At 68.3% G+C, this 17915-nt stretch carries 19 protein-coding genes and 1 tRNA gene; 19 read left to right on the forward strand and 1 reads right to left on the reverse strand.

Annotation, left to right across the window (positions count from 1 at the left end; all coding sequences use genetic code 11):
- Window positions 1–438 precede the first annotated feature (438 nt).
- Window positions 439–513, reverse strand: a tRNA-Thr gene (locus ACLJK8_RS18975).
- Between the two features lie 120 nt (window positions 514–633).
- Between ACLJK8_RS18975 and ACLJK8_RS18980 the strand changes: the two genes are divergently transcribed.
- From ACLJK8_RS18980 to ccoS, 19 genes are all read left to right on the forward strand, one after another.
- Window positions 634–945, forward strand: coding sequence for a hypothetical protein (locus ACLJK8_RS18980; protein ID WP_413151917.1), 312 nt, complete (start codon window positions 634–636; stop codon window positions 943–945).
- A 40-nt stretch (window positions 946–985) separates the two neighbouring features.
- Window positions 986–2260, forward strand: a complete 1275-nt coding sequence (gene murA / locus ACLJK8_RS18985; protein ID WP_413151918.1) for a UDP-N-acetylglucosamine 1-carboxyvinyltransferase — start codon at window positions 986–988, stop codon at window positions 2258–2260.
- 59 nt (window positions 2261–2319) lie between these two features.
- Window positions 2320–2811, forward strand: a complete 492-nt coding sequence (locus ACLJK8_RS18990) for a DUF2948 family protein (RefSeq protein WP_413151919.1) — start codon at window positions 2320–2322, stop codon at window positions 2809–2811.
- A 71-nt stretch (window positions 2812–2882) separates the two neighbouring features.
- The gene (hisD, locus tag ACLJK8_RS18995) at window positions 2883–4232 is read left to right on the forward strand and encodes a histidinol dehydrogenase (protein WP_413151920.1); all 1350 of its coding nucleotides are present in this window, start codon (window positions 2883–2885) and stop codon (window positions 4230–4232) included.
- A complete protein-coding gene (locus ACLJK8_RS19000) occupies window positions 4229–4747 on the forward strand; it encodes a UPF0262 family protein (protein WP_413151921.1) in 519 nt (172 codons plus the stop codon). Before hisD ends, ACLJK8_RS19000 begins: the two co-directional genes overlap by 4 nt.
- Window positions 4748–4754: 7 nt before the next feature.
- On the forward strand, window positions 4755–5240 hold the full coding sequence (locus ACLJK8_RS19005) for a low molecular weight phosphatase family protein (protein WP_413151922.1): 486 nt from the start codon (window positions 4755–4757) through the stop codon (window positions 5238–5240).
- Between the two features lie 126 nt (window positions 5241–5366).
- A complete protein-coding gene (gene infA / locus ACLJK8_RS19010) occupies window positions 5367–5585 on the forward strand; it encodes a translation initiation factor IF-1 (RefSeq protein ID WP_111428650.1) in 219 nt (72 codons plus the stop codon).
- Window positions 5586–5680: 95 nt separating this feature from the next.
- Window positions 5681–6247, forward strand: a complete 567-nt coding sequence (locus ACLJK8_RS19015) for a Maf family protein (protein ID WP_413151923.1) — start codon at window positions 5681–5683, stop codon at window positions 6245–6247.
- On the forward strand, window positions 6244–7275 hold the full coding sequence (locus tag ACLJK8_RS19020; protein ID WP_413151924.1) for a ribonuclease E/G: 1032 nt from the start codon (window positions 6244–6246) through the stop codon (window positions 7273–7275). The genes ACLJK8_RS19015 and ACLJK8_RS19020 overlap by 4 nt, the downstream gene beginning before the upstream one ends.
- Window positions 7276–7406: 131 nt before the next feature.
- Window positions 7407–8126 (forward strand): transcriptional regulator FnrL, encoded by a 720-nt coding sequence (gene fnrL / locus ACLJK8_RS19025; RefSeq protein ID WP_413151935.1) that lies wholly within the window; start codon window positions 7407–7409, stop codon window positions 8124–8126.
- Between the two features lie 307 nt (window positions 8127–8433).
- The gene (ccoN, locus tag ACLJK8_RS19030) at window positions 8434–10020 is read left to right on the forward strand and encodes a cytochrome-c oxidase, cbb3-type subunit I (protein ID WP_413151925.1); all 1587 of its coding nucleotides are present in this window, start codon (window positions 8434–8436) and stop codon (window positions 10018–10020) included.
- Between the two features lie 9 nt (window positions 10021–10029).
- A complete protein-coding gene (gene ccoO, locus ACLJK8_RS19035) occupies window positions 10030–10857 on the forward strand; it encodes a cytochrome-c oxidase, cbb3-type subunit II (RefSeq protein ID WP_413151926.1) in 828 nt (275 codons plus the stop codon).
- Between the two features lie 8 nt (window positions 10858–10865).
- Window positions 10866–11048, forward strand: coding sequence for a cbb3-type cytochrome c oxidase subunit 3 (locus tag ACLJK8_RS19040; RefSeq protein WP_413151928.1), 183 nt, complete (start codon window positions 10866–10868; stop codon window positions 11046–11048).
- A complete protein-coding gene (gene ccoP, locus ACLJK8_RS19045) occupies window positions 11038–11907 on the forward strand; it encodes a cytochrome-c oxidase, cbb3-type subunit III (protein ID WP_413151929.1) in 870 nt (289 codons plus the stop codon). The genes ACLJK8_RS19040 and ccoP overlap by 11 nt, the downstream gene beginning before the upstream one ends.
- A 293-nt stretch (window positions 11908–12200) precedes the next feature.
- Window positions 12201–13088, forward strand: a complete 888-nt coding sequence (locus tag ACLJK8_RS19050; RefSeq protein WP_413151930.1) for a LysR family transcriptional regulator — start codon at window positions 12201–12203, stop codon at window positions 13086–13088.
- A gap of 197 nt (window positions 13089–13285) precedes the next feature.
- On the forward strand, window positions 13286–14698 hold the full coding sequence (gene ccoG, locus ACLJK8_RS19055; RefSeq protein WP_413151931.1) for a cytochrome c oxidase accessory protein CcoG: 1413 nt from the start codon (window positions 13286–13288) through the stop codon (window positions 14696–14698).
- Complete coding sequence (locus tag ACLJK8_RS19060) at window positions 14695–15150, forward strand: FixH family protein (RefSeq protein WP_413151932.1); 456 nt, start codon at window positions 14695–14697, stop codon at window positions 15148–15150. The genes ccoG and ACLJK8_RS19060 overlap by 4 nt, the downstream gene beginning before the upstream one ends.
- A complete protein-coding gene (locus ACLJK8_RS19065) occupies window positions 15150–17366 on the forward strand; it encodes a heavy metal translocating P-type ATPase (protein WP_413151933.1) in 2217 nt (738 codons plus the stop codon). Before ACLJK8_RS19060 ends, ACLJK8_RS19065 begins: the two co-directional genes overlap by 1 nt.
- Complete coding sequence (gene ccoS, locus ACLJK8_RS19070; protein ID WP_413151934.1) at window positions 17363–17566, forward strand: cbb3-type cytochrome oxidase assembly protein CcoS; 204 nt, start codon at window positions 17363–17365, stop codon at window positions 17564–17566. The genes ACLJK8_RS19065 and ccoS overlap by 4 nt, the downstream gene beginning before the upstream one ends.
- The last annotated feature ends 349 nt before the right edge of the window (window positions 17567–17915 follow it).

Below are 17915 nucleotides of genomic sequence, written 5' to 3' on the forward strand. Positions count from 1 at the left end.
CGTCCAAAGCCGCTTCGTCCGACGCGCCATAACGTGGTCCATAGTGTCCGCTATCCTCACCGGACGCTATCCGACGCTCCCAGCGCTCGGCAGCGCGGTCGCCCCGGACGCTTACGCATGACCGACCGATCGATACCGAGAGCCGCACGGTCGCCACGAAGCTGGAAGAGCGCATCGACAAGCTGGAGCGCCAGAAGATTGTCTTGGCCGGGAAGACCGTGAAACAGGTGCCGACCAAGGCGAGGCTGGAGGATTGTATGGAACTCACGCTCCGCTTCCTTTCAAGCCCTTGGAGTATCTACGAGAATGTCACGCATGCCATGCAGCAGACAGCGCTTCGGCTCGCCTTCGCGAAGCCCATCACATACTGCCGGAATCAGGAGTATGGAGCTAAAAAACTGCCTTTCCCTTCAAGGCGTTAGGGGATCTGATGGAAAATGGTGCTGCTGGAGAGATTTGAACTCTCGACCTCTCCCTTACCAAGGGAGTGCTCTACCCCTGAGCTACAGCAGCGCCGGGTCGACCCTATCGGGCGGACGGGCGCGTTTTAGCCGATCCTGCGCGGCGCGCAAGGGGCAATCGGTGGCGGCGGTGTCGCTTTTCCTTTCGGCGCGGCCGCGCTAGAGAGGGCGAATGTCGGACAAGCATGCGAACCTGGGCAAGGCTGAACGCGAGGCGGAAAAGGCCCGGCGGCTGGCCGAGGCCTTGCGCGCGAACCTGGGGCGACGCAAGGCGCGGCAACGGTCGCGCGCGGCCGGCGAGGCGTGCGAAGCGGAGCCGGGCGAAGAGGTGGGCGCACCGGTTGCGCCCGTGCCGCTGTCGCACCCCGTGCCGCGGCCTGAGCCGCGTGCCGATGACGCGCGGGGCGAACGGGATGAGGGCGGTGAGGCTACGAACGTCCGCGACGGTCCGCCCGACAAGGCGCCGGGCGGCGACAACGAGTGAAACCGGGCGCGAAGCCCGTGACGAGGCAGGAAGTTAAGGCATGGACAGTATTCTCGTGCGCGGCGGACAGCGGCTGAACGGTCGAATCCCGATTTCCGGCGCGAAGAACGCGTGTCTGACCCTGATGCCGGCGGCGCTGCTCTGCGACGAGCCGCTGACGCTCACGAACGCGCCCCGGCTGTCGGACATCCGCACCATGGCAGCGCTGCTCGAAAGCCTCGGCTGCGAGGTGGCGGCACTACAGCAGGGGCGCGTGCTGGTCGTCGGAGCGGAGCGGATCGCGAACCACCGTGCCGATTACGAGATCGTGCGCAAGATGCGCGCCTCGATCCTCGTCCTCGGGCCGATGCTCGCCCGCGACGGCCACGCGGAGGTGAGCCTGCCGGGCGGATGCGCGATCGGCGCGCGGCCGGTCGATCTGCATCTCGCGGGGCTCGAGGCGATGGGAGCCGAGCTCGACCTGCGCGACGGCTACGTCCATGCGAAGGCGCCGCGCGGGCTGAGGGGCGCGGATTTCACCTTCCCGATGGTCTCGGTCGGCGCGACCGAGAACCTGCTGATGGCGGCGACGCTCGCCAAGGGCACGACGCGGCTCATCAACGCGGCGCGGGAGCCCGAAATCGTCGATCTCGCGCGCTGCCTGCGGCGGATGGGCGCGCAGATCGCGGGCGAAGGCACCGACACGATCGAGATCCAGGGCGTCGCGCGGCTGAGCGGGGCCACGCATCCCGTGGTGACGGACCGGATCGAGCTCGGCACCTACATGCTCGCGCCGGCGATCACCGGTGGCGAGGTCGAGCTGCTCGGCGGGAAACGCGAGCTGGTCGAGGCCTTCGCGGAGCGGCTGGAGGTGGCGGGGATCGAAGTCGCGGATACCGCCGACGGGCTTCGGGTCAGCCGGCAGAACGGGCGCATCCGGCCCGTCGACGTGGTGACGGCGCCGCATCCGGGCTTTCCGACCGATCTGCAGGCACAGATGATGGCGCTCCTGACGCTCGCCGACGGGGTCAGCCATCTCGAGGAGCGCATCTTCGAGAACCGTTTCATGCACGCGCCGGAGCTTGCGCGCATGGGGGCGCATATCGAGGTGCATGGCGGCACGGCGACGGTGACCGGCGTGGAGCGGCTCAGGGGCGCGCCGGTGATGGCCACGGACCTCCGCGCGAGCGTGAGCCTCATCCTCGCGGGCCTCGCGGCCGAGGGCGAGACGCGGGTGGCGCGGGTCTATCATCTCGACCGGGGCTACGAGCGGGTGGAGGAGAAGCTCTCCGCCTGCGGCGCGCGGATCGAACGGATCACCGAGAAGGCCGCCTGAGGCCCGGAGGTTCTGGCGGGGAGCTTTGACGGCGAGCTTTGACGGGGAGCATTGAACGGATGAGCGGGGAAATCGAAGACGCGCGGTTCGAGGACGGAGCGGAACCCGCGCTCCGGCTGCGCGCCGAAAGCGTGGAGGATCTCGAGGTCATCTCGGCGCTGACCCAGGATGCGATCAGCCAGACGACGGATGTCGCCTGGATGCCGCGGCGACGCCGATTCACGTTGCTGATCAACCGGTTCCGTTGGGAAGATGCGAAAGCGGCCGAACGGCAGGGCCGCCCCGCCGAACGGGCGCGCGCGCTCCTCACGATCGACGGCGTGCTGACCGCGCGGGCGAGCGGGATCGATCCGCGGGACCGCGACCTGGTCATCGCGCTTCTCTCGCTAGGCTTCGAGCCTCGGGAGGACGGCGCCGGAACGCTCCGGATCGTGCTGGCGGGCGACGGCGAGGTCGCGCTCGAGGTCGAGTGCCTCGACGTGACGCTCCGCGACGTGACGCGGCCCTATGTGGCCCCCTCGCGTCGCGTGCCGCGGCACCCCGGGTCGTGACACGCCGCGTCGCGACGCGCTTGAGCGAGACGCGGCGAGCGGCTAAGGCTCCCCTCCGAGGAGACGCGCCCATGCCCCAGTTTCTCGACACGAGCGAGCCCGGCTTTCCGGACCGTTTCGCCGCCCTGATCGGGCGGAAGCGCGAAAGCGACGCGGATGTGGACGCCGCGGTTCAGGAGATCATCGCCGAGGTGGCGGCGCGCGGCGACGCGGCGCTGATCGAGATGACCGCGCGCTGGGACCGGCTGGACCTGACCCCGGAAACCTTGGCCTTCTCGCGGGCGGAGATCGACGCGGCCTGCGCCGAGGTGCCCAGGGCCGAGCGCGCGGCGCTGGAACTCGCCGCGGAACGAATCCGCGCCTATCATGCGCGGCAGATGCCCGAGGACGCGCGCTGGACCGATCCGGCCGGGGCCGAACTCGGCTGGCGGTGGACCGCGGTCTCGGCGGCGGGGCTCTACGTGCCGGGCGGGCTGGCCTCCTACCCTTCCTCGGTGCTGATGAATGCGATCCCCGCCCGGGTCGCGGGCGTGGAGCGGCTCGTGATCTGCGCGCCGACGCCGGGCGGCGCCGTCAACCCGCTCGTGCTCTGCGCGGCGCGGCTCGCGGGCGTCGACACGGTCTACCGCGTGGGGGGCGCGCAGGCGATCGCCGCGCTCGCCTTCGGGACAGAGACCATCGCGCCGGTCGACAAGATCACCGGGCCTGGCAACGCCTTCGTCGCGGCGGCGAAGCGGCGGGTCTTCGGCCGGGTCGGGATCGACATGATCGCCGGCCCCTCCGAAGTGCTGATCCTCGCGGATGCCGGGAACGACCCCGACTGGCTCGCGCTCGATCTGCTCGCGCAGGCCGAGCACGATGCCTCCGCGCAGTCGATCCTGATAACCCCCGACGCCGATTTCGGCCGGGCCGTCGCCGAGGCCGTGGCGAAGCGTCTCGAAACGCTGGAACGGCGCGAGATCGCGGGGGCGAGCTGGCGCGATCATGGGGCGGTCATCACGGTGGCGAACTGGGACGAGGCGCTGGCGCTCTCCGACCGGATCGCCCCCGAGCATCTGGAGATCTGCGCCGACGAGGCCGAGGTGCTGGCGGCACGCGTGCGTCACGCGGGAGCGATCTTCATCGGCGCGCTGACGCCCGAGGCGATCGGAGATTACGTCGGCGGGCCGAACCATGTACTGCCGACCGCGCGTTCGGCGCGATTTTCCAGCGGATTGTCGGTACTCGACTTCCTGAAACGCACTACCATCGCCCGGATGACGCCCGCGGCGCTGCGCGCGATCGGCCCGGCGGCGGAGGCCCTCGCGCGATCCGAGGGGCTCGAGGCGCATGGGTTGTCGGTCAGCGCGCGGCTGGCCAGGATGAACGACGGGTTGAATGACGGGCTGAACGACGAGCTCAACGAGGAGACTACCGGATGACCGAGCGGACGACCGAGGTAGCCGAGCCAAAGCCCTCCGCCCGCCTTGTCGGCGTGACGCTCGACGAGGCCGGCCTCGCGCCGCCCACGCCCGAGATCGAGCAGGAGCGGCGGGTCGCGATCTACGACCTGCTCGAGGAGAACACCTTCGGCCTCAAGGGCCGCGACGGCCGCGCGGCGCCCGATGGCCCGTATCACCTTCGCCTCTCCATCCGCGAACGGCGGCTGGTCTTCGACCTGACGACCGAGGATGGCGGGCCGGCGGGCGAGTTTCATCTCTCGCTGACACCCTTCAACCAGGTGGTGAAGGACTACTTCCAGATCTGCGAGAGCTATTTCGACGCGGTCAAACGCCTGCCGCCCGCCCAGATCGAGGCGATCGACATGGGCCGCCGCGGCATCCACAACGAAGGCTCACGCGTTCTGCTCGAACGGCTGGAGGGCAAGGCGGACACCGACATGCCAACGGCGCGACGGCTCTTCACCCTCATCTGCGTCCTGCACTTCAAGGGATGATCCGATCTTGGCGCTGGTCCCGCAATCCGTGCTGTTCTGCTGCGATTTCAACGCGGTAAGGTCACCGATGGCCGAGGGGATGGCGCGCAAGTTCTATCCCCGGCGCATCTTCGTCCAGTCCGCCGGCGTCCGCAACGAGCTCGATGTCGACGGGTTCTCGATCTCCGTCTGCGCGGAGATCGACGTCCAGATCGAGCGGCACAAGGTCCGTTCCTTCCACGACATGGAGGATTGGGGCGACAGGATCGACGCCTACGATCTCATCGTGGCGCTCTCCCCCGCCGCCCAGCGCCAGGCGCTCGAATACACCCGCTACCACGCGATCGATGTCGAATACTGGCCCGTCGAGGACCCGACCGGACTGGGCGAGACCCGGGAGGCGAAGCTCACGGCCTATCGCCGGACGCGCGACCAGATCCGCGAGCGGATCATTCGACGCTTCGGCCCGCCCGATCCGCCGCGGATACCGAAAAAACCGGATGACGACGGGTAAAAGCGACCGAACCAGGACGCTTTGCTCTTGAACTTCCGTGAACTTGGCACCACTTTCCGCCGGCGCGCTCCGGGGACGATTCTCGACCGTCCCGGGGTGCATTTCTGAAACCGCATCGGATTGAACATGGCCAAGGAAGAGCTTCTCGAATTTCCCGGGGTCGTGACCGAGCTTCTGCCAAACGCGACCTTCCGGGTTGAGCTCGAAAACGGCCATACGATCATCGCCCATACCGCCGGCAAGATGCGCAAGAACCGCATCCGTGTTCTGGCGGGCGACAAGGTTCAGGTCGAAATGACCCCCTACGACCTCACCAAGGGTCGCATCAACTACCGCTTCAAGTAAGCAGACTTCCGCCCCTCGGGCGGAAGGCACGCGGCCGCTCCCGCGCACCGAGCCCGAGTACCGAGCCCGCGCACCGAGACGGAGCCTCTCCTTCCGTGACAGAATTCATCCTCGGCTCAGCCAGTCCGCGGCGGCGTGAACTGCTGGCCCAGATCGGCGTGACGCCCGACCGTGTGGTCTCGCCCGATATCGACGAAACCCCCCGTCCGCGAGAAGCACCGCGCGCGCTCGCGCTGCGGCTCGCCGAGACCAAGGCCTCCGCCGTCGCGGCGGGACCGGGCGCCTTCGTGCTCGCGGCGGACACGGTCGTGGCGCTCGGAACCCGCGTGCTCGGCAAGCCCGCGGACGAAGCGGAAGCGGCGGCGTTCCTGCGCAAGCTCTCCGGCCGGCGGCACCGGGTCTTCACCGGCGTCGCCCTCCGGGGTCCCGCACGGAACTGGAACCGCGCAGTGGAGACGGTGGTACGCGTGAAGCAGCTCTCCGAGGATGAGATCGCGGACTACATCGCGAGCGGCGAGTGGCGCGGCAAGGCCGGCGGCTATGCGATCCAGGGCCGGGCGGCGGCGTTCATTCCCTGGATCGGCGGATCGCACAGCAATGTCGTGGGACTGCCGCTCGTCGAAGTGGCGAACCTGCTGCGCGCCGCCGGGCTTCGCCGGTGAAGGGGCGCGAGGTCCGGATCGAGCGGCTTCGCCGCGGCGGTCACATCGCCGCGCTCACGGTTGACGGGCGGCTCTGGGATCTGCTGACCGACCCCGATCCGTCCGATCCGGCGCCCCGCCCCGAGGCGATCTATCGCGCGGTCGTCGGCCGGCCGATGAAAGGGATCGGCGGCGTGATGCTGGATCTCGGTGGGGGCCGCGCCGGATTTCTGCGCTCGGCGCGTCCGCCGCGCCCGGGGTCGAGCGTCATCGTCCAGGTGAGCACCTGGGCCGAGCGCGGCAAGGCACCCCCCGTGAGCGACCGGCCGCTCCTGAAGGGGCGCGCCGCGATCCTGACGCCGGGCGCCCCGGGTCGGAACGTCGCGCGCTCCCTGCGCGATTCCGACCGGCGGGCCGAACTGACGGCGCTGGCAGGGGCGGCGATGCGGGACGCCCCGGAGGATCTCGGCCTGATCCTGCGCTCCGCCGCCGGCGCGATGCCCGACGAGGCGATAGCGGCGGAAATCACCGCGCTTCGCGCCGAATTGTCCGAACTCTCCACCGAAGGCGCCACCGGCGAGCTGCGCCCGGCGCCGGGGGCGGCGGCGGAGGCGGCACGGGAATGGCTGGAGCTGGACGAGACGGCTGTCGAGGGGCTCGGCGATCTCTGGGAGGCGGTCGAGGCGCTCAGCGACCCGCGCGTCCCCCTCGGAGCGGGTTTCATGGCCGTCGAACCGACCCGCGCGCTGGTCGCGGTGGACGTGAACACCGGAGGCGACGCCTCGCCGGCGGCGGCGCTGAAGGTCAATCTCGCGGCGGCGCGGGAGCTGCCCCGGCAGCTGCGGCTGCGCGGCCTCGGCGGGCAGATCACGATCGATTTCGCCCCGCTCGCCAAGTCGGAGCGGAGCCAGGTCGAAAAGACGCTGAACGCGGCGCTGCGCGCGGACGGTATCGACACGACGCTCGCGGGCTGGACACCGCTCGGTCATCTGGAACTTCTCAGACGACGCTCGCGCCGGCCGATAGGGGCGATTTCGGAAGGTGCCTAATTTCGCGGCAACGCGGAAATGAATCTGCGGCACCGCGAAAACGACCCTCGCGCGCGCTTGAACCGGGCGAAGCGCGCGTGTAACTTTACCTGACATGATCGTTAGGGATTGCCCGTGAAATGGCCGATGGAATGCAGTTTCCCGCGGTACGCGTCGGCTGCCAACATTGTGGTGCACGGAACCGAGCCGTCTGTTCCGATTGCGTGCCGGCCGAACTGGAAGAGTTGGATCGCATAAAGGTCTATCGGCGCTTCGCCGCCGGCGACACGATTGCCTGGGCGGGCGAGCGGATGCCGATGATCGGCTCGGTGATCGAAGGGGTCGCCGTCCTGTCCGCGACCCTGTCGGACGGCCGTCGCCAGACGGTCGGCCTGCTGCTGCCCTCGGATTTTCTGGGCCGTCCCGGCCGTGCCCGCGCGGGTTTCGACGTCGTGGCGGCGACCGAGGTCACCTTCTGCATGTTCCGCACCGCCGAATTCGAGCGTCTGCTCGAACAGAGTCCTCGGATGTTCAACCGCCTTCTCGAGATGAAGATGGACGAGCTCGACGTCGCGCGTGAATGGATGGTCCTGCTCGGCCGCAAGACGGCGCGCGAACGGATCGCGAGCCTGCTGGTGCTGCTCGGCCGGCGCGAGGCCGAGATCGCCGAGCGCCCCGTCAGCGGCCGCGTCACCTTCCCGCTCCGGATCACGCGCGAGGCGATGGCCGACTATCTTGGCCTGACAATCGAGACCGTGAGTCGGCAGCTTTCGCAGCTGCGGCGCGAGCATCTGATCCGGCTCGTCGAGAATCGCGGCGTGGAGATCCCCGATTTCGATGCCCTGGCCGCCGAATCGGGCGGGCCCGAGTAGGCGGGCGCACGCCGCCAGCCCCCCGCCACCGGCCATCTCGCAGCAACCGCCCGCCCGGAATTCCGCTGGAGCCATCGCCCGCGCGAGAGCGAAGCGCCCTTTCTCCATCCCGACCGTCCCACCTCGCGTTCCGTGGCGCGGGAGCAACCATGACCGGCATTCTCGCGCCCGCGCGCCCGGAGGTTGGCGGGAGGTCGGCATGAGGTTGATCTGAATCAAAGAGTGCCCCCGGCTTTTGTTGCAAGGCCTCCACCATCACGCGAAACAGGCGAGGCCGAGAGCCCCGCGGCGCAGATCGGGGGCGACGATGGTCGATGTGTTCAAGATCGCTGGATTCGGCGTTCTGACACTATTCTTTGCCATGGCGGCGAATTTCGGGATGGACGAAGCCTACCGGTTTCACGCCATCCTGCTCATGATCCTGGCGGGGGCGGGTACGCTCTGGGCCATCCGGACGGCGGGGGCGCCTCCGGCCCCGGTGTCGGATGGCTACAATGACGGCGTGATCCGCGCCGGCGTGATCGCGACGGCGGTCTGGGGCGTGGTCGGCTTTCTCGCCGGCGTCGTCATCGCCTTCCAGCTCGCCTATCCGGACCTGAATTTCGGCCTGCCCTGGACGAGCTTCGGTCGGCTCCGGCCGCTGCACACCTCCGCCGTGATCTTCGCCTTCGGTGGCAACGCCCTCATCGCGACCTCGTTCTACGTCGTGCAGCGGACCTGCGCGGCGCCGCTCTGGGGCGGTCGCGCGGCCTGGTTCGTCTTCTGGGGCTACAATCTCTTCATCGTCCTCGCCGCGACCGGCTATGTGCTCGGCTCGACGCAGTCCAAGGAATACGCGGAACCGGAATGGTACGTGGACCTGTGGCTGACCGTCGTCTGGGTCACCTATCTCGCCGTCTTCCTCGGCACGATCGTGAAGCGCCGGGAGCCCCATATCTACGTGGCGAACTGGTTCTACCTCTCGTTCATCGTGACGATCGCGATGCTGCACGTGATCAACAACCTGGCGATCCCGACCTCGATCTGGTCCTCGGAATCGATCAGCCTGTTCTCGGGCGTGCAGAGCGCGATGACGCAATGGTGGTACGGCCATAACGCGGTCGGCTTCTTCCTGACCGCCGGCTTCCTCGGGATGATGTACTATTTCGTCCCGAAACAGGCCGAGCGGCCGGTCTACAGCTACAAGCTCTCGATCATCCATTTCTGGGCGATCATCTTCCTCTATATCTGGGCCGGTCCGCATCACCTGCACTATACCGCCCTGCCCGACTGGGCGCAGATCCTCGGCATGGTGTTCTCGATCGTGCTCTGGATGCCGTCCTGGGGCGGCATGATCAACGGGCTGATGACGCTGCAGGGGGCCTGGGACAAGCTCCGGACCGATCCGATCCTGAGGATGCTCGTGGTCTCGGTCGGCTTCTACGGCATGGCGACCTTCGAGGGGCCGATGATGTCGATCCGCTCGGTCAATTCGCTCAGCCATTACACCGACTGGACGATCGGGCATGTGCATTCCGGCGCGCTCGGCTGGAACGGGATGATCACCTTCGGCGCGCTCTACTACCTGACGCCGAGGCTCTGGAACCGCGAGCGGCTGCATTCGCTCAGCCTCGTCTCCTGGCACTTCTGGCTCGCGACGATCGGAATCGTGCTCTACGCCTCGTCGATGTGGGTCTCGGGCATCATGCAGGGGCTGATGTGGCGCGAGGTCGACGACCAGGGCTTCCTCGTCAACTCCTTCGCCGACTCCGTGGCGGCCGCGCATCCGATGTATGTGGTCCGCGCGATCGGCGGCGCGCTCTATCTCGCTGGCGGAGTGATCATGCTCTACAATCTGTGGAAGACGGTCCGGGGCACCCCCGATGCCGCGACCACGACCGTGGCCGCGGAATAGGAGGGGCCGATGTCCGACAATGATCAGATCCGCGACCCGGAGAAGGACCCGAACGTCTCGACCGTGAGCGACCTGCCCGACGAGATCCCCAACGAACTGCCGCATCAGAGCTGGCTGTTCCGCCACCACCACCTGATCGAGAAGAACGCCTTCCTGCTCCTGGTGCTGTCCTTCATCGTCGTCTCGGTCGGCGGTCTCGTGCAGATCGTACCGCTCTTCTACCTCGACAACACGATCGAGAAGGTCGAGGGCGTCCGTCCCTACAGCCCGCTCGAACTCGCGGGTCAGCGGATCTACATCCGCGAGGGCTGCTACGTCTGCCACAGCCAGATGGTCCGGGCACTGCGCGACGAGGTCGACCGCTACGGACCCTACTCGCTCGCGGCCGAATCGATGTACGACCATCCCTTCCTCTGGGGCTCGAAGCGCACCGGGCCCGATCTCGCCCGGGTCGGCGGCCGCTATTCGGACGACTGGCATGTCGAGCATATGAAGGAGCCGCGCGCGCTCGTCCCGGAATCGGTGATGCCGGCATACCCGTGGCTCGCGGAAACCCCGCTCGGCTCGGAGCGGACGACGCAGTTCCTGACTGCCCAGCGCGCCGCCGGGGTCCCCTATACCGACGAGATGATCGAGAATGCCCGGGTCGATTTCCGGACCCAGGCCGATCCGGATACCGGCGATGTCGAGGCGCTCCAGACCCGCTATCCGAAGGCCGTCGCGCGCAACTTCGACGGCGAGCCGGGCGTGAGCGAGCTCGACGCGCTGATCGCCTATCTCCAGATGCTCGGCACGCTGGTCGATTTCTCGACCTTCGAGCCCGACGCCAGTCGGTAGAGGGCGCGATGGATCGTTACACCCTCCTGCGCCATCTCGCCGACAGCTGGGCCCTGCTGGCGCTGTTCCTGATCTTCGGCGCGCTGATCGTCTGGGTCTTCCGGCCCGGCTCGCGCCGGATTCATGACGATATCGCGAGTTCCATTTTCCGCAACGAAGACAAGCCGAAGGACAATCCCGATGGCAAATAGGCGCGAGATTGACCAGGCGACGCAGACCGAGACGACCGGGCACGAATGGGACGGAATCCGCGAGCTCGACACGCCGATGCCCCGGTGGTGGCTCTGGACCTTCTACGCCACCATCGTCTGGGGGATCGTCTTCGTGATCCTCTATCCCGCCTGGCCGCTCATCAATGGCGCGACGCCGGGGCTGCTCGGCTATTCGAGCCGGGCGAGCGTGCGGAACGATCTCGAAGCGGCGGCCGAGGCGAATGCGCGGCTCGACGCCCGGCTGATGGAGTCCGACATCGCCTCGGTCGAGCAGGACGCGGAACTCCTGTCCTTCGCCATGGCGGGTGGCGGCGCGGTGTTCCGCAACACCTGCTCGCAGTGTCACGGCGCGGGTGGTGGCGGGTTGCCGCTCAGCTATCCCAATCTCGCCGATGATGACTGGCTCTGGGGGGGGACCGCGCCGGACATCGAACAGACCGTCACGCATGGCATCCGCTACGAAGATGACCCCGACACCCGGTACAGCGAGATGCCGAGCTTCGGCGACATCCTGGAGCCGGCCCAGATCGACGGGCTGACGCAATACGTGCTCTCGCTCTCCGACAGCCCGCACGACGGCGGCGCCGCGGCGGAGGGGGAACCGCTCTTCGCGGAGAACTGCGCCTCCTGCCATGGCGACGCGGGCGATGGCGGTCGCGAATTCGGCGCCCCCGACCTGACCGACCGCATCTGGCTCTATGGCGCCGATCCGGGCCAGGTCCATGCGTCGATCGACCAGGCGCATTTCGGCGTCATGCCCGCTTTCGCGGGCCGCCTGACACCCTCCGATATCCGCAAGGTCGCGATCTACGTCCATACGCTCGGGGGTGGCGAATAGGTGAGCATCTCCCGCCGGTCTGTAATCTCACCTCACAGAGCGCCACCAGCCGCGCCAGAGCGGGACAGCGGGGGCGCGGTCCCGGGCGGGTCCGGGGCGATCCAGGCGCCAGATCTCGGCGCGGGTAGCGGTCATGAACGACTCGGCGAGGATACCAATCATCGGAATGACTCCTTTCTCTCGCCGTCCATCCTGAGCCGAAAGGACGCATTCCGCGACTCAGGAAAAACGTGGATATGTAATGTGAGCTTTCAGGTTGGGCTGGGATGATGAACTGGCGGAACCTACCATCGATGACGGCGCTGCGCGCCTTCGCCGCGCTCGCGGAAACCGGAGGGCTCTCGCAGGCCGGCCGCGCCCTCAACGTGAGCCACGCGGCGGTCAGCCAGCAGATGCGCGCGCTCGAGGAACGGCTGGGGACGGCGCTTGTCACGCGGGAGGGCCGCGGGCTGTCGCTGACGCCGGCGGGGGTGGAACTCGCCCGGACCCTCAACGCGGCTTTCGGAGAGATCGAGGCGGCGGTCTCGGCGATCACCGGTCTCGAGCGGACGCGACCGTTGCAGATCTCGGTGACGGCGACCTTCGCGGCCTGGTGGCTGATGCCCCGGCTCACGGAGTTTCAGCAGGAGAACCCGGAGGTGGAGTTGATGATCAACCCGACCCCCGCGCTGGTTCCGCTGACGCCGGGCGGGGTGGATGTCGCGATCCGCTATGGCGCGGGCAACTGGCCCGGCCTCGATTCGGAACTGCTTGTCGAGACCGGCGTGGTCGCGGTCGCGCCCGCGAGACTGATGCGGGGCCGGCGCATCGACGACCCGTCCAGCTTCACGGACCTGCCCTGGCTGCAGGAAGCAGGCACGAACGAGGTCAGCGCCTGGCTCGACCGGCACGGCATCGTCGCCGAGCACAAGGTCCGGATCACCCATGTGCTGGGGAACATGACGCTCGACATTCTCCGGCGCGGCGATCCCGTCGTGGCGGCGGTTCCGCGCGTCTTCCTCGAAGACGACATCGCCGCCGGGCGGCTCGTGGTCCTTCTGGAGGAGGATCAGCCGGGCGCGGGCTACCACATCGTGACGCGCCCCGGGGTGGCGCGGCCGCCGCTGCGCGCTTTCGTCTCCTGGCTGCGCGCCGCGCGGCGCCGGGAGATCGGCCGGGACAGGGATCGCGGCGCGGCTTGATCCGGATCAAGGAAGCGCGGCGGGAACCGTGGCATGGATCGCCGCGGAATGGAGGCGCTCGCCTCCGAAGGGGCATGCCGTGACAAACCTGAATACCGAACCACCACCGCTCTTCGCGGCNGGATCAAGGAAGCGCGGCGGGAACCGTGGCATGGATCGCCGCGGAATGGAGGCGCTCGCCTCCGAAGGGGCATGCCGTGACAAACCTGAATACCGAACCACCACCGCTCTTCGCGGCGCGGGAACCGATCTTTCCGCGCCGGGTGTCGGGGACGTTCCGACGGTTGAAATGGTGGATCATGGCGGTCACGCTGACGATCTACTACGTCGCGCCCTGGATCCGCTGGGACCGGGGGCCGAGCCTGCCGGATCAGGCCGTGCTGGTCGATCTAGCGAACCGCAGGTTCTATTTCTTCTTCATCGAGATCTGGCCGCAGGAATTCTATTTCATCGCCGGGCTGCTCATCATGGCGGGCCTCGGCCTCTTTCTCTTCACCGCCGCGCTCGGCCGGGTCTGGTGCGGCTATACCTGCCCGCAGACCGTCTGGACCGACCTCTTCATCCTGGTCGAACGCTGGGTGGAGGGAGACCGCAACGCACGGGTCCGGCTCTGGAAGGCGCCCTGGACCGCGACGAAAATCCGCCTTCGCGCGGTCAAATGGACGCTCTGGCTGCTGATCGCCGTGGCGACGGGCGGTGCCTGGGTGTTCTATTTCACCGACGCGCCCACCCTGCTCGGCCAGCTCCTCCGGTTCGAGGCGCCCGGCGTCGCCTATGCCTCGATCGCCACGCTGACCGCGACGACGTTCGTCCTTGGCGGCTTCATGCGCGAACAGGTCTGCATCTACATGTGCCCCTGGCCCCGCATCCAGGCGGCGATGATGGACGAGGGCACGCTTACCGTCGGCTATCGCGAGGCCCGCGGCGAGCCAAGGGGCAAGCATCAGGCGCGCTCCGCGACGCCGCTCGGCGACTGCATCGATTGCCGGGCCTGCGTCAATGTCTGTCCCACCGGGATCGACATCCGTGACGGCCAGCAGATGGCCTGCATCACCTGCGCGCTCTGCATCGACGCCTGCGACGACGTGATGGACAAGATCAACAAGCCGCGCGGGCTGATCGACTATGTGGCTCTCGCCGACGGGGCGGGAACCGGCGGGCTCGCGCTGCGGCGGGTGTTCCGGCCGCGAATCCTGCTTTACGCGCTGCTCTGGTCGGGTATCGGGGTCGGAATGGTGGTGGCGCTCGCTCTTCGATCGGATCTGGCCTTCTCGGTCGAGCCGATCCGCAATCCGATCAACGTCACGCTCTCGGATGGCTCGATCCGCAACGCCTATGAACTGCGGCTGCGCAACATGACCGGCTACCCGCGCGATGTCGCCGTCTCGGCCAACGCCGAGGTTCCGCTGCGACTCGAACTGCAGGGTGTGGAGGGCGCGACGGTGACCGTCCCCGCGAACGAAACGCTGCGCCAGCGCGCCTATCTGACCAGCGCGCCGGACAGCCCGGCGAACGACGAAGCCTCGCTTCCCGTCGAACTCATCGTCACCGATGCCGCCGGCGGCGCCGAGGCGGCGGAGGATACCGTCTTCCACGGGAGGCAACGTTGAGCGAGCTGACCGGCCGCGGGGTCGCGGCGATCACGATCGGAGCCTTTGGCGTGATCATCGCGGTCAACGCCGTGCTCGCCGTCGTGGCGGTGGACAGCTTCTCGGGCACCGTCGTCGAGAACTCCTATATCGCAAGCCAATCCTTCAACGAGGAACTCTCGGCGCAACGCGCGCTGGGCTGGCAGGTGAGCCCGCGCGTCGAGGACGGGTATCTCCACCTCGATTTCGCGACCGCCGACGGCCGGCCGGCGCTTCTGGCGAACCTTCTCGTCACGGTGGGCAGGCCCGGGACCAACGCGGAGGACATGATCCTGCCGATGGAGGAAACAGCCGAGGGGTATGCGTCCACCGTGCGGCTTCCCGCGGGGGGATGGCGGGCCGAGATCGAGGCGGAGGCCGAGGACGGCACCCGCTTCCGCCAGAGCCGCTCGCTCTACGTGAGGGCGGATTGATGGCAGAGGCGGCGCTGGGAATGGCCTGCCCCGCCTGCGCCGCGGCGCCCGATCTCCGGGCCGTCCGCGCGAAGCCGGAGGCTTCGGGGCCATCGCGGCGGGTCGAACTGTCGCTGCCTTCGATCCATTGCGCGGCCTGCATCTCCGGGGTGGAGCGAACCCTGCTCTCGGAGCCGTCCGTCACCGCCGCGCGGGTCAACCTGACCCGGAAGCGCGTGACCGTCACCGTGCTCGACACGCCCGAGGCCGAGGACGGGCTGATCCGGATACTGCGCGCGCGGGGTTTCGAAGCGCGGCCGCTCGACTGCGCCCGGCTTTCCGGAACGCGAAAGGACCCCGAGGGGCGGGCGTTGCTGGCACGGATCGGGGTCGCGGGATTCGCCTCGATGAACGTGATGCTGCTCTCGGTCGCGGTCTGGTCAGGCGCGACCGATGCGACGCGCGACCTGATGCACTGGCTTTCGGCGCTCATCACCCTGCCCGCGGTCGCCTTCGCGGCGACGCCCTTCTTCCGGTCCGCGGGCCGGGCGCTCGCCGCGGGGCGCACCAACATGGACGTGCCTATCTCGACGGCGATCCTGCTCGCCCTCGCCGTGTCGCTGTCGGAGACGATGCTCTCCGGCGAGCAGGCGTTCTTCGAGGCGGCGATCATGCTCACCTTCTTCCTGCTGGTGGGGCGCTATCTCGCGCATACGGCGCGGTTGTCCGCGCGATCCGCCGCCGCCGAACTGGCCGCGCTCGAAGTGCGGCGTGCGAGGCGGCCCCTGCCCGACGGCACGTTCGAGACCGTTCCGGTCGACGCGCTCCGGGAGGGGGACGTGATCGTCGTCGCCGCCGGAGACCGGGTTCCAGCCGATGGCCTCGTGACCGAGGGCCGGTCGGAACTGGACCGGTCGATGCTGACGGGCGAGACGCTGCCGCAGGCCATCGCGCCCGGCGACCCGGTGCATGCCGGGATGATAAATCTCACGGGATCGCTGCGGGTGCGCGTCGTGGGCCTCGGCGATGACACGCTGCTTCGCAGGATCACCCATCTCGTCGAGGCGGCCGAACTCGCGCGGGGAAGCTGCGCGACGCTCGCCGATCGCGCGGCGCGGGCCTATGCGCCGCTCGTCAATGTTCTCGGGGTCGGCGCGCTGCTCTACTGGGGGCTGACGCTCGGCGACTGGCGCACGGCCTTCAACATCGCGGCCGCCGTCATGATCGTGACCTGCCCCTGCGGCCTCGGCCTCGCGGTGCCGGCGGTCCAGACAGCCGCCTCCGCGCGGCTTTTCCGGCGTGGAGTGCTCCTCAAGGACGGGACGGCGCTGGAAAGGCTCGCGCGGATCGATACCGTCATCTTTGACAAGACCGGAACGCTCACCACGGGCGATCCGGTTCTGATCGAACCCGAAGCGCTCGGACCCGAAAATCTCGCGCACGCCGCGGGACTCGCCGCGACCAGCAGGCATCCGCTCGCGCAGGCGATCTCGACGGCCGCGCGCAACGCCGATCTGCCGGCGATCCCAGCCTCCGAGGCTAGGGAGGTCCCCGGTCTCGGCATCCGCGGGCATTTCGGCGACATCGAAGCCCGGCTCGGGCGGGCGTCCTGGGTCGGAGATGCGTCCTCGGCCGAACCCGCCGAGACGACGACATGGCTGCGGCTCGGGACCGAGGATCCGCTGCCCCTGCGATTCGCCGACGAGCCTCGGCCCGACGCCCGGCAAACGGTTTCCGCGTTCCGGGACGCCCGGATGCATATCGCGTTGCTGTCGGGTGACGGGGAAGTTCCCGTCGCGAAGCTGTCGGCCGCGGTCGGCATCGATCTTTGGCACGCCAGCGCCACTCCCATCGACAAGGCCGCCTATCTGAGCTCGATCCGCGAGAGGGGCGGCCGCGCATTGATGATCGGCGACGGCTTCAACGACGCCGCCGCCCTGGCGCTGGCGGACGTGTCGATCACCCCCGCCTCCGCGGTGGATGTGAGCCGCGCCTCGGCGGATATCGTGCTGACATCCAACCGGCTCTCGGACGCCGCGGGCGCCTGGCGCATCGCGCGGACCGCGCGACGACGGATGGTCGAGAACATCGCCTTCTCCTTCGCCTACAACCTGATCACCGTGCCGATCGCCTTCATGGGCCACGTGAGCCCGCTCATCGCCGCGATCGCCATGTCGGGAAGCTCGATCGTCGTGAGCCTCAACGCGCTGAGGCTCGATGCCTGGGGGCGCCGGTGAACATCCTGATCCTGCTCATTCCCGCCTCGCTCGCCCTCGGTGGAGTCGCCCTGGTCGCCTTCATCTGGATGCTTCGGCACAATCAGTTCGAGGACCCGGACGGAGAGGCGATGCGGATCCTCGACGACCGCTACGAGCACAAGCCGGCCGATCCGAAAGAGGCCGTCCAGCCCAAGGAAGGGCCGAGCCGGTTGTCGTAAGGGCGCTGACGTGAAGGAAGGGCCGAGCCGGTTGTCGTAAGGGCGCTGACGTGATGGCGTGGACGGCCCCTGCACGAGCGTAGCTGTGCAATGCTGCGGCCGTTGTAGGTCCATGTGTGGACGGCCCCCTTGGCGCAAGAGCTTTTGCGCGGCAATGAGGTGTATAAGTCAGCACTTGATCTGACAGACGATGTCCTGAAGCTGAGGTGAGAGCCGGGGCCGGGCGTGGAGCGATTGGGGTGGCGAAACGCCCGGCTTCGGCGTTTGGAGGGACGATGACCAGGGATCAGCAGATCATCCGGGCGAAGGTGGGGCTGCTCGAACTCGCGAAGCAGCTCGGCAACGTCAG

Origin of the sequence: Amaricoccus sp. W119, assembly GCF_047275745.1 — a bacterium.
Taxonomy (GTDB): Bacteria; Pseudomonadota; Alphaproteobacteria; order Rhodobacterales; family Rhodobacteraceae; genus Amaricoccus.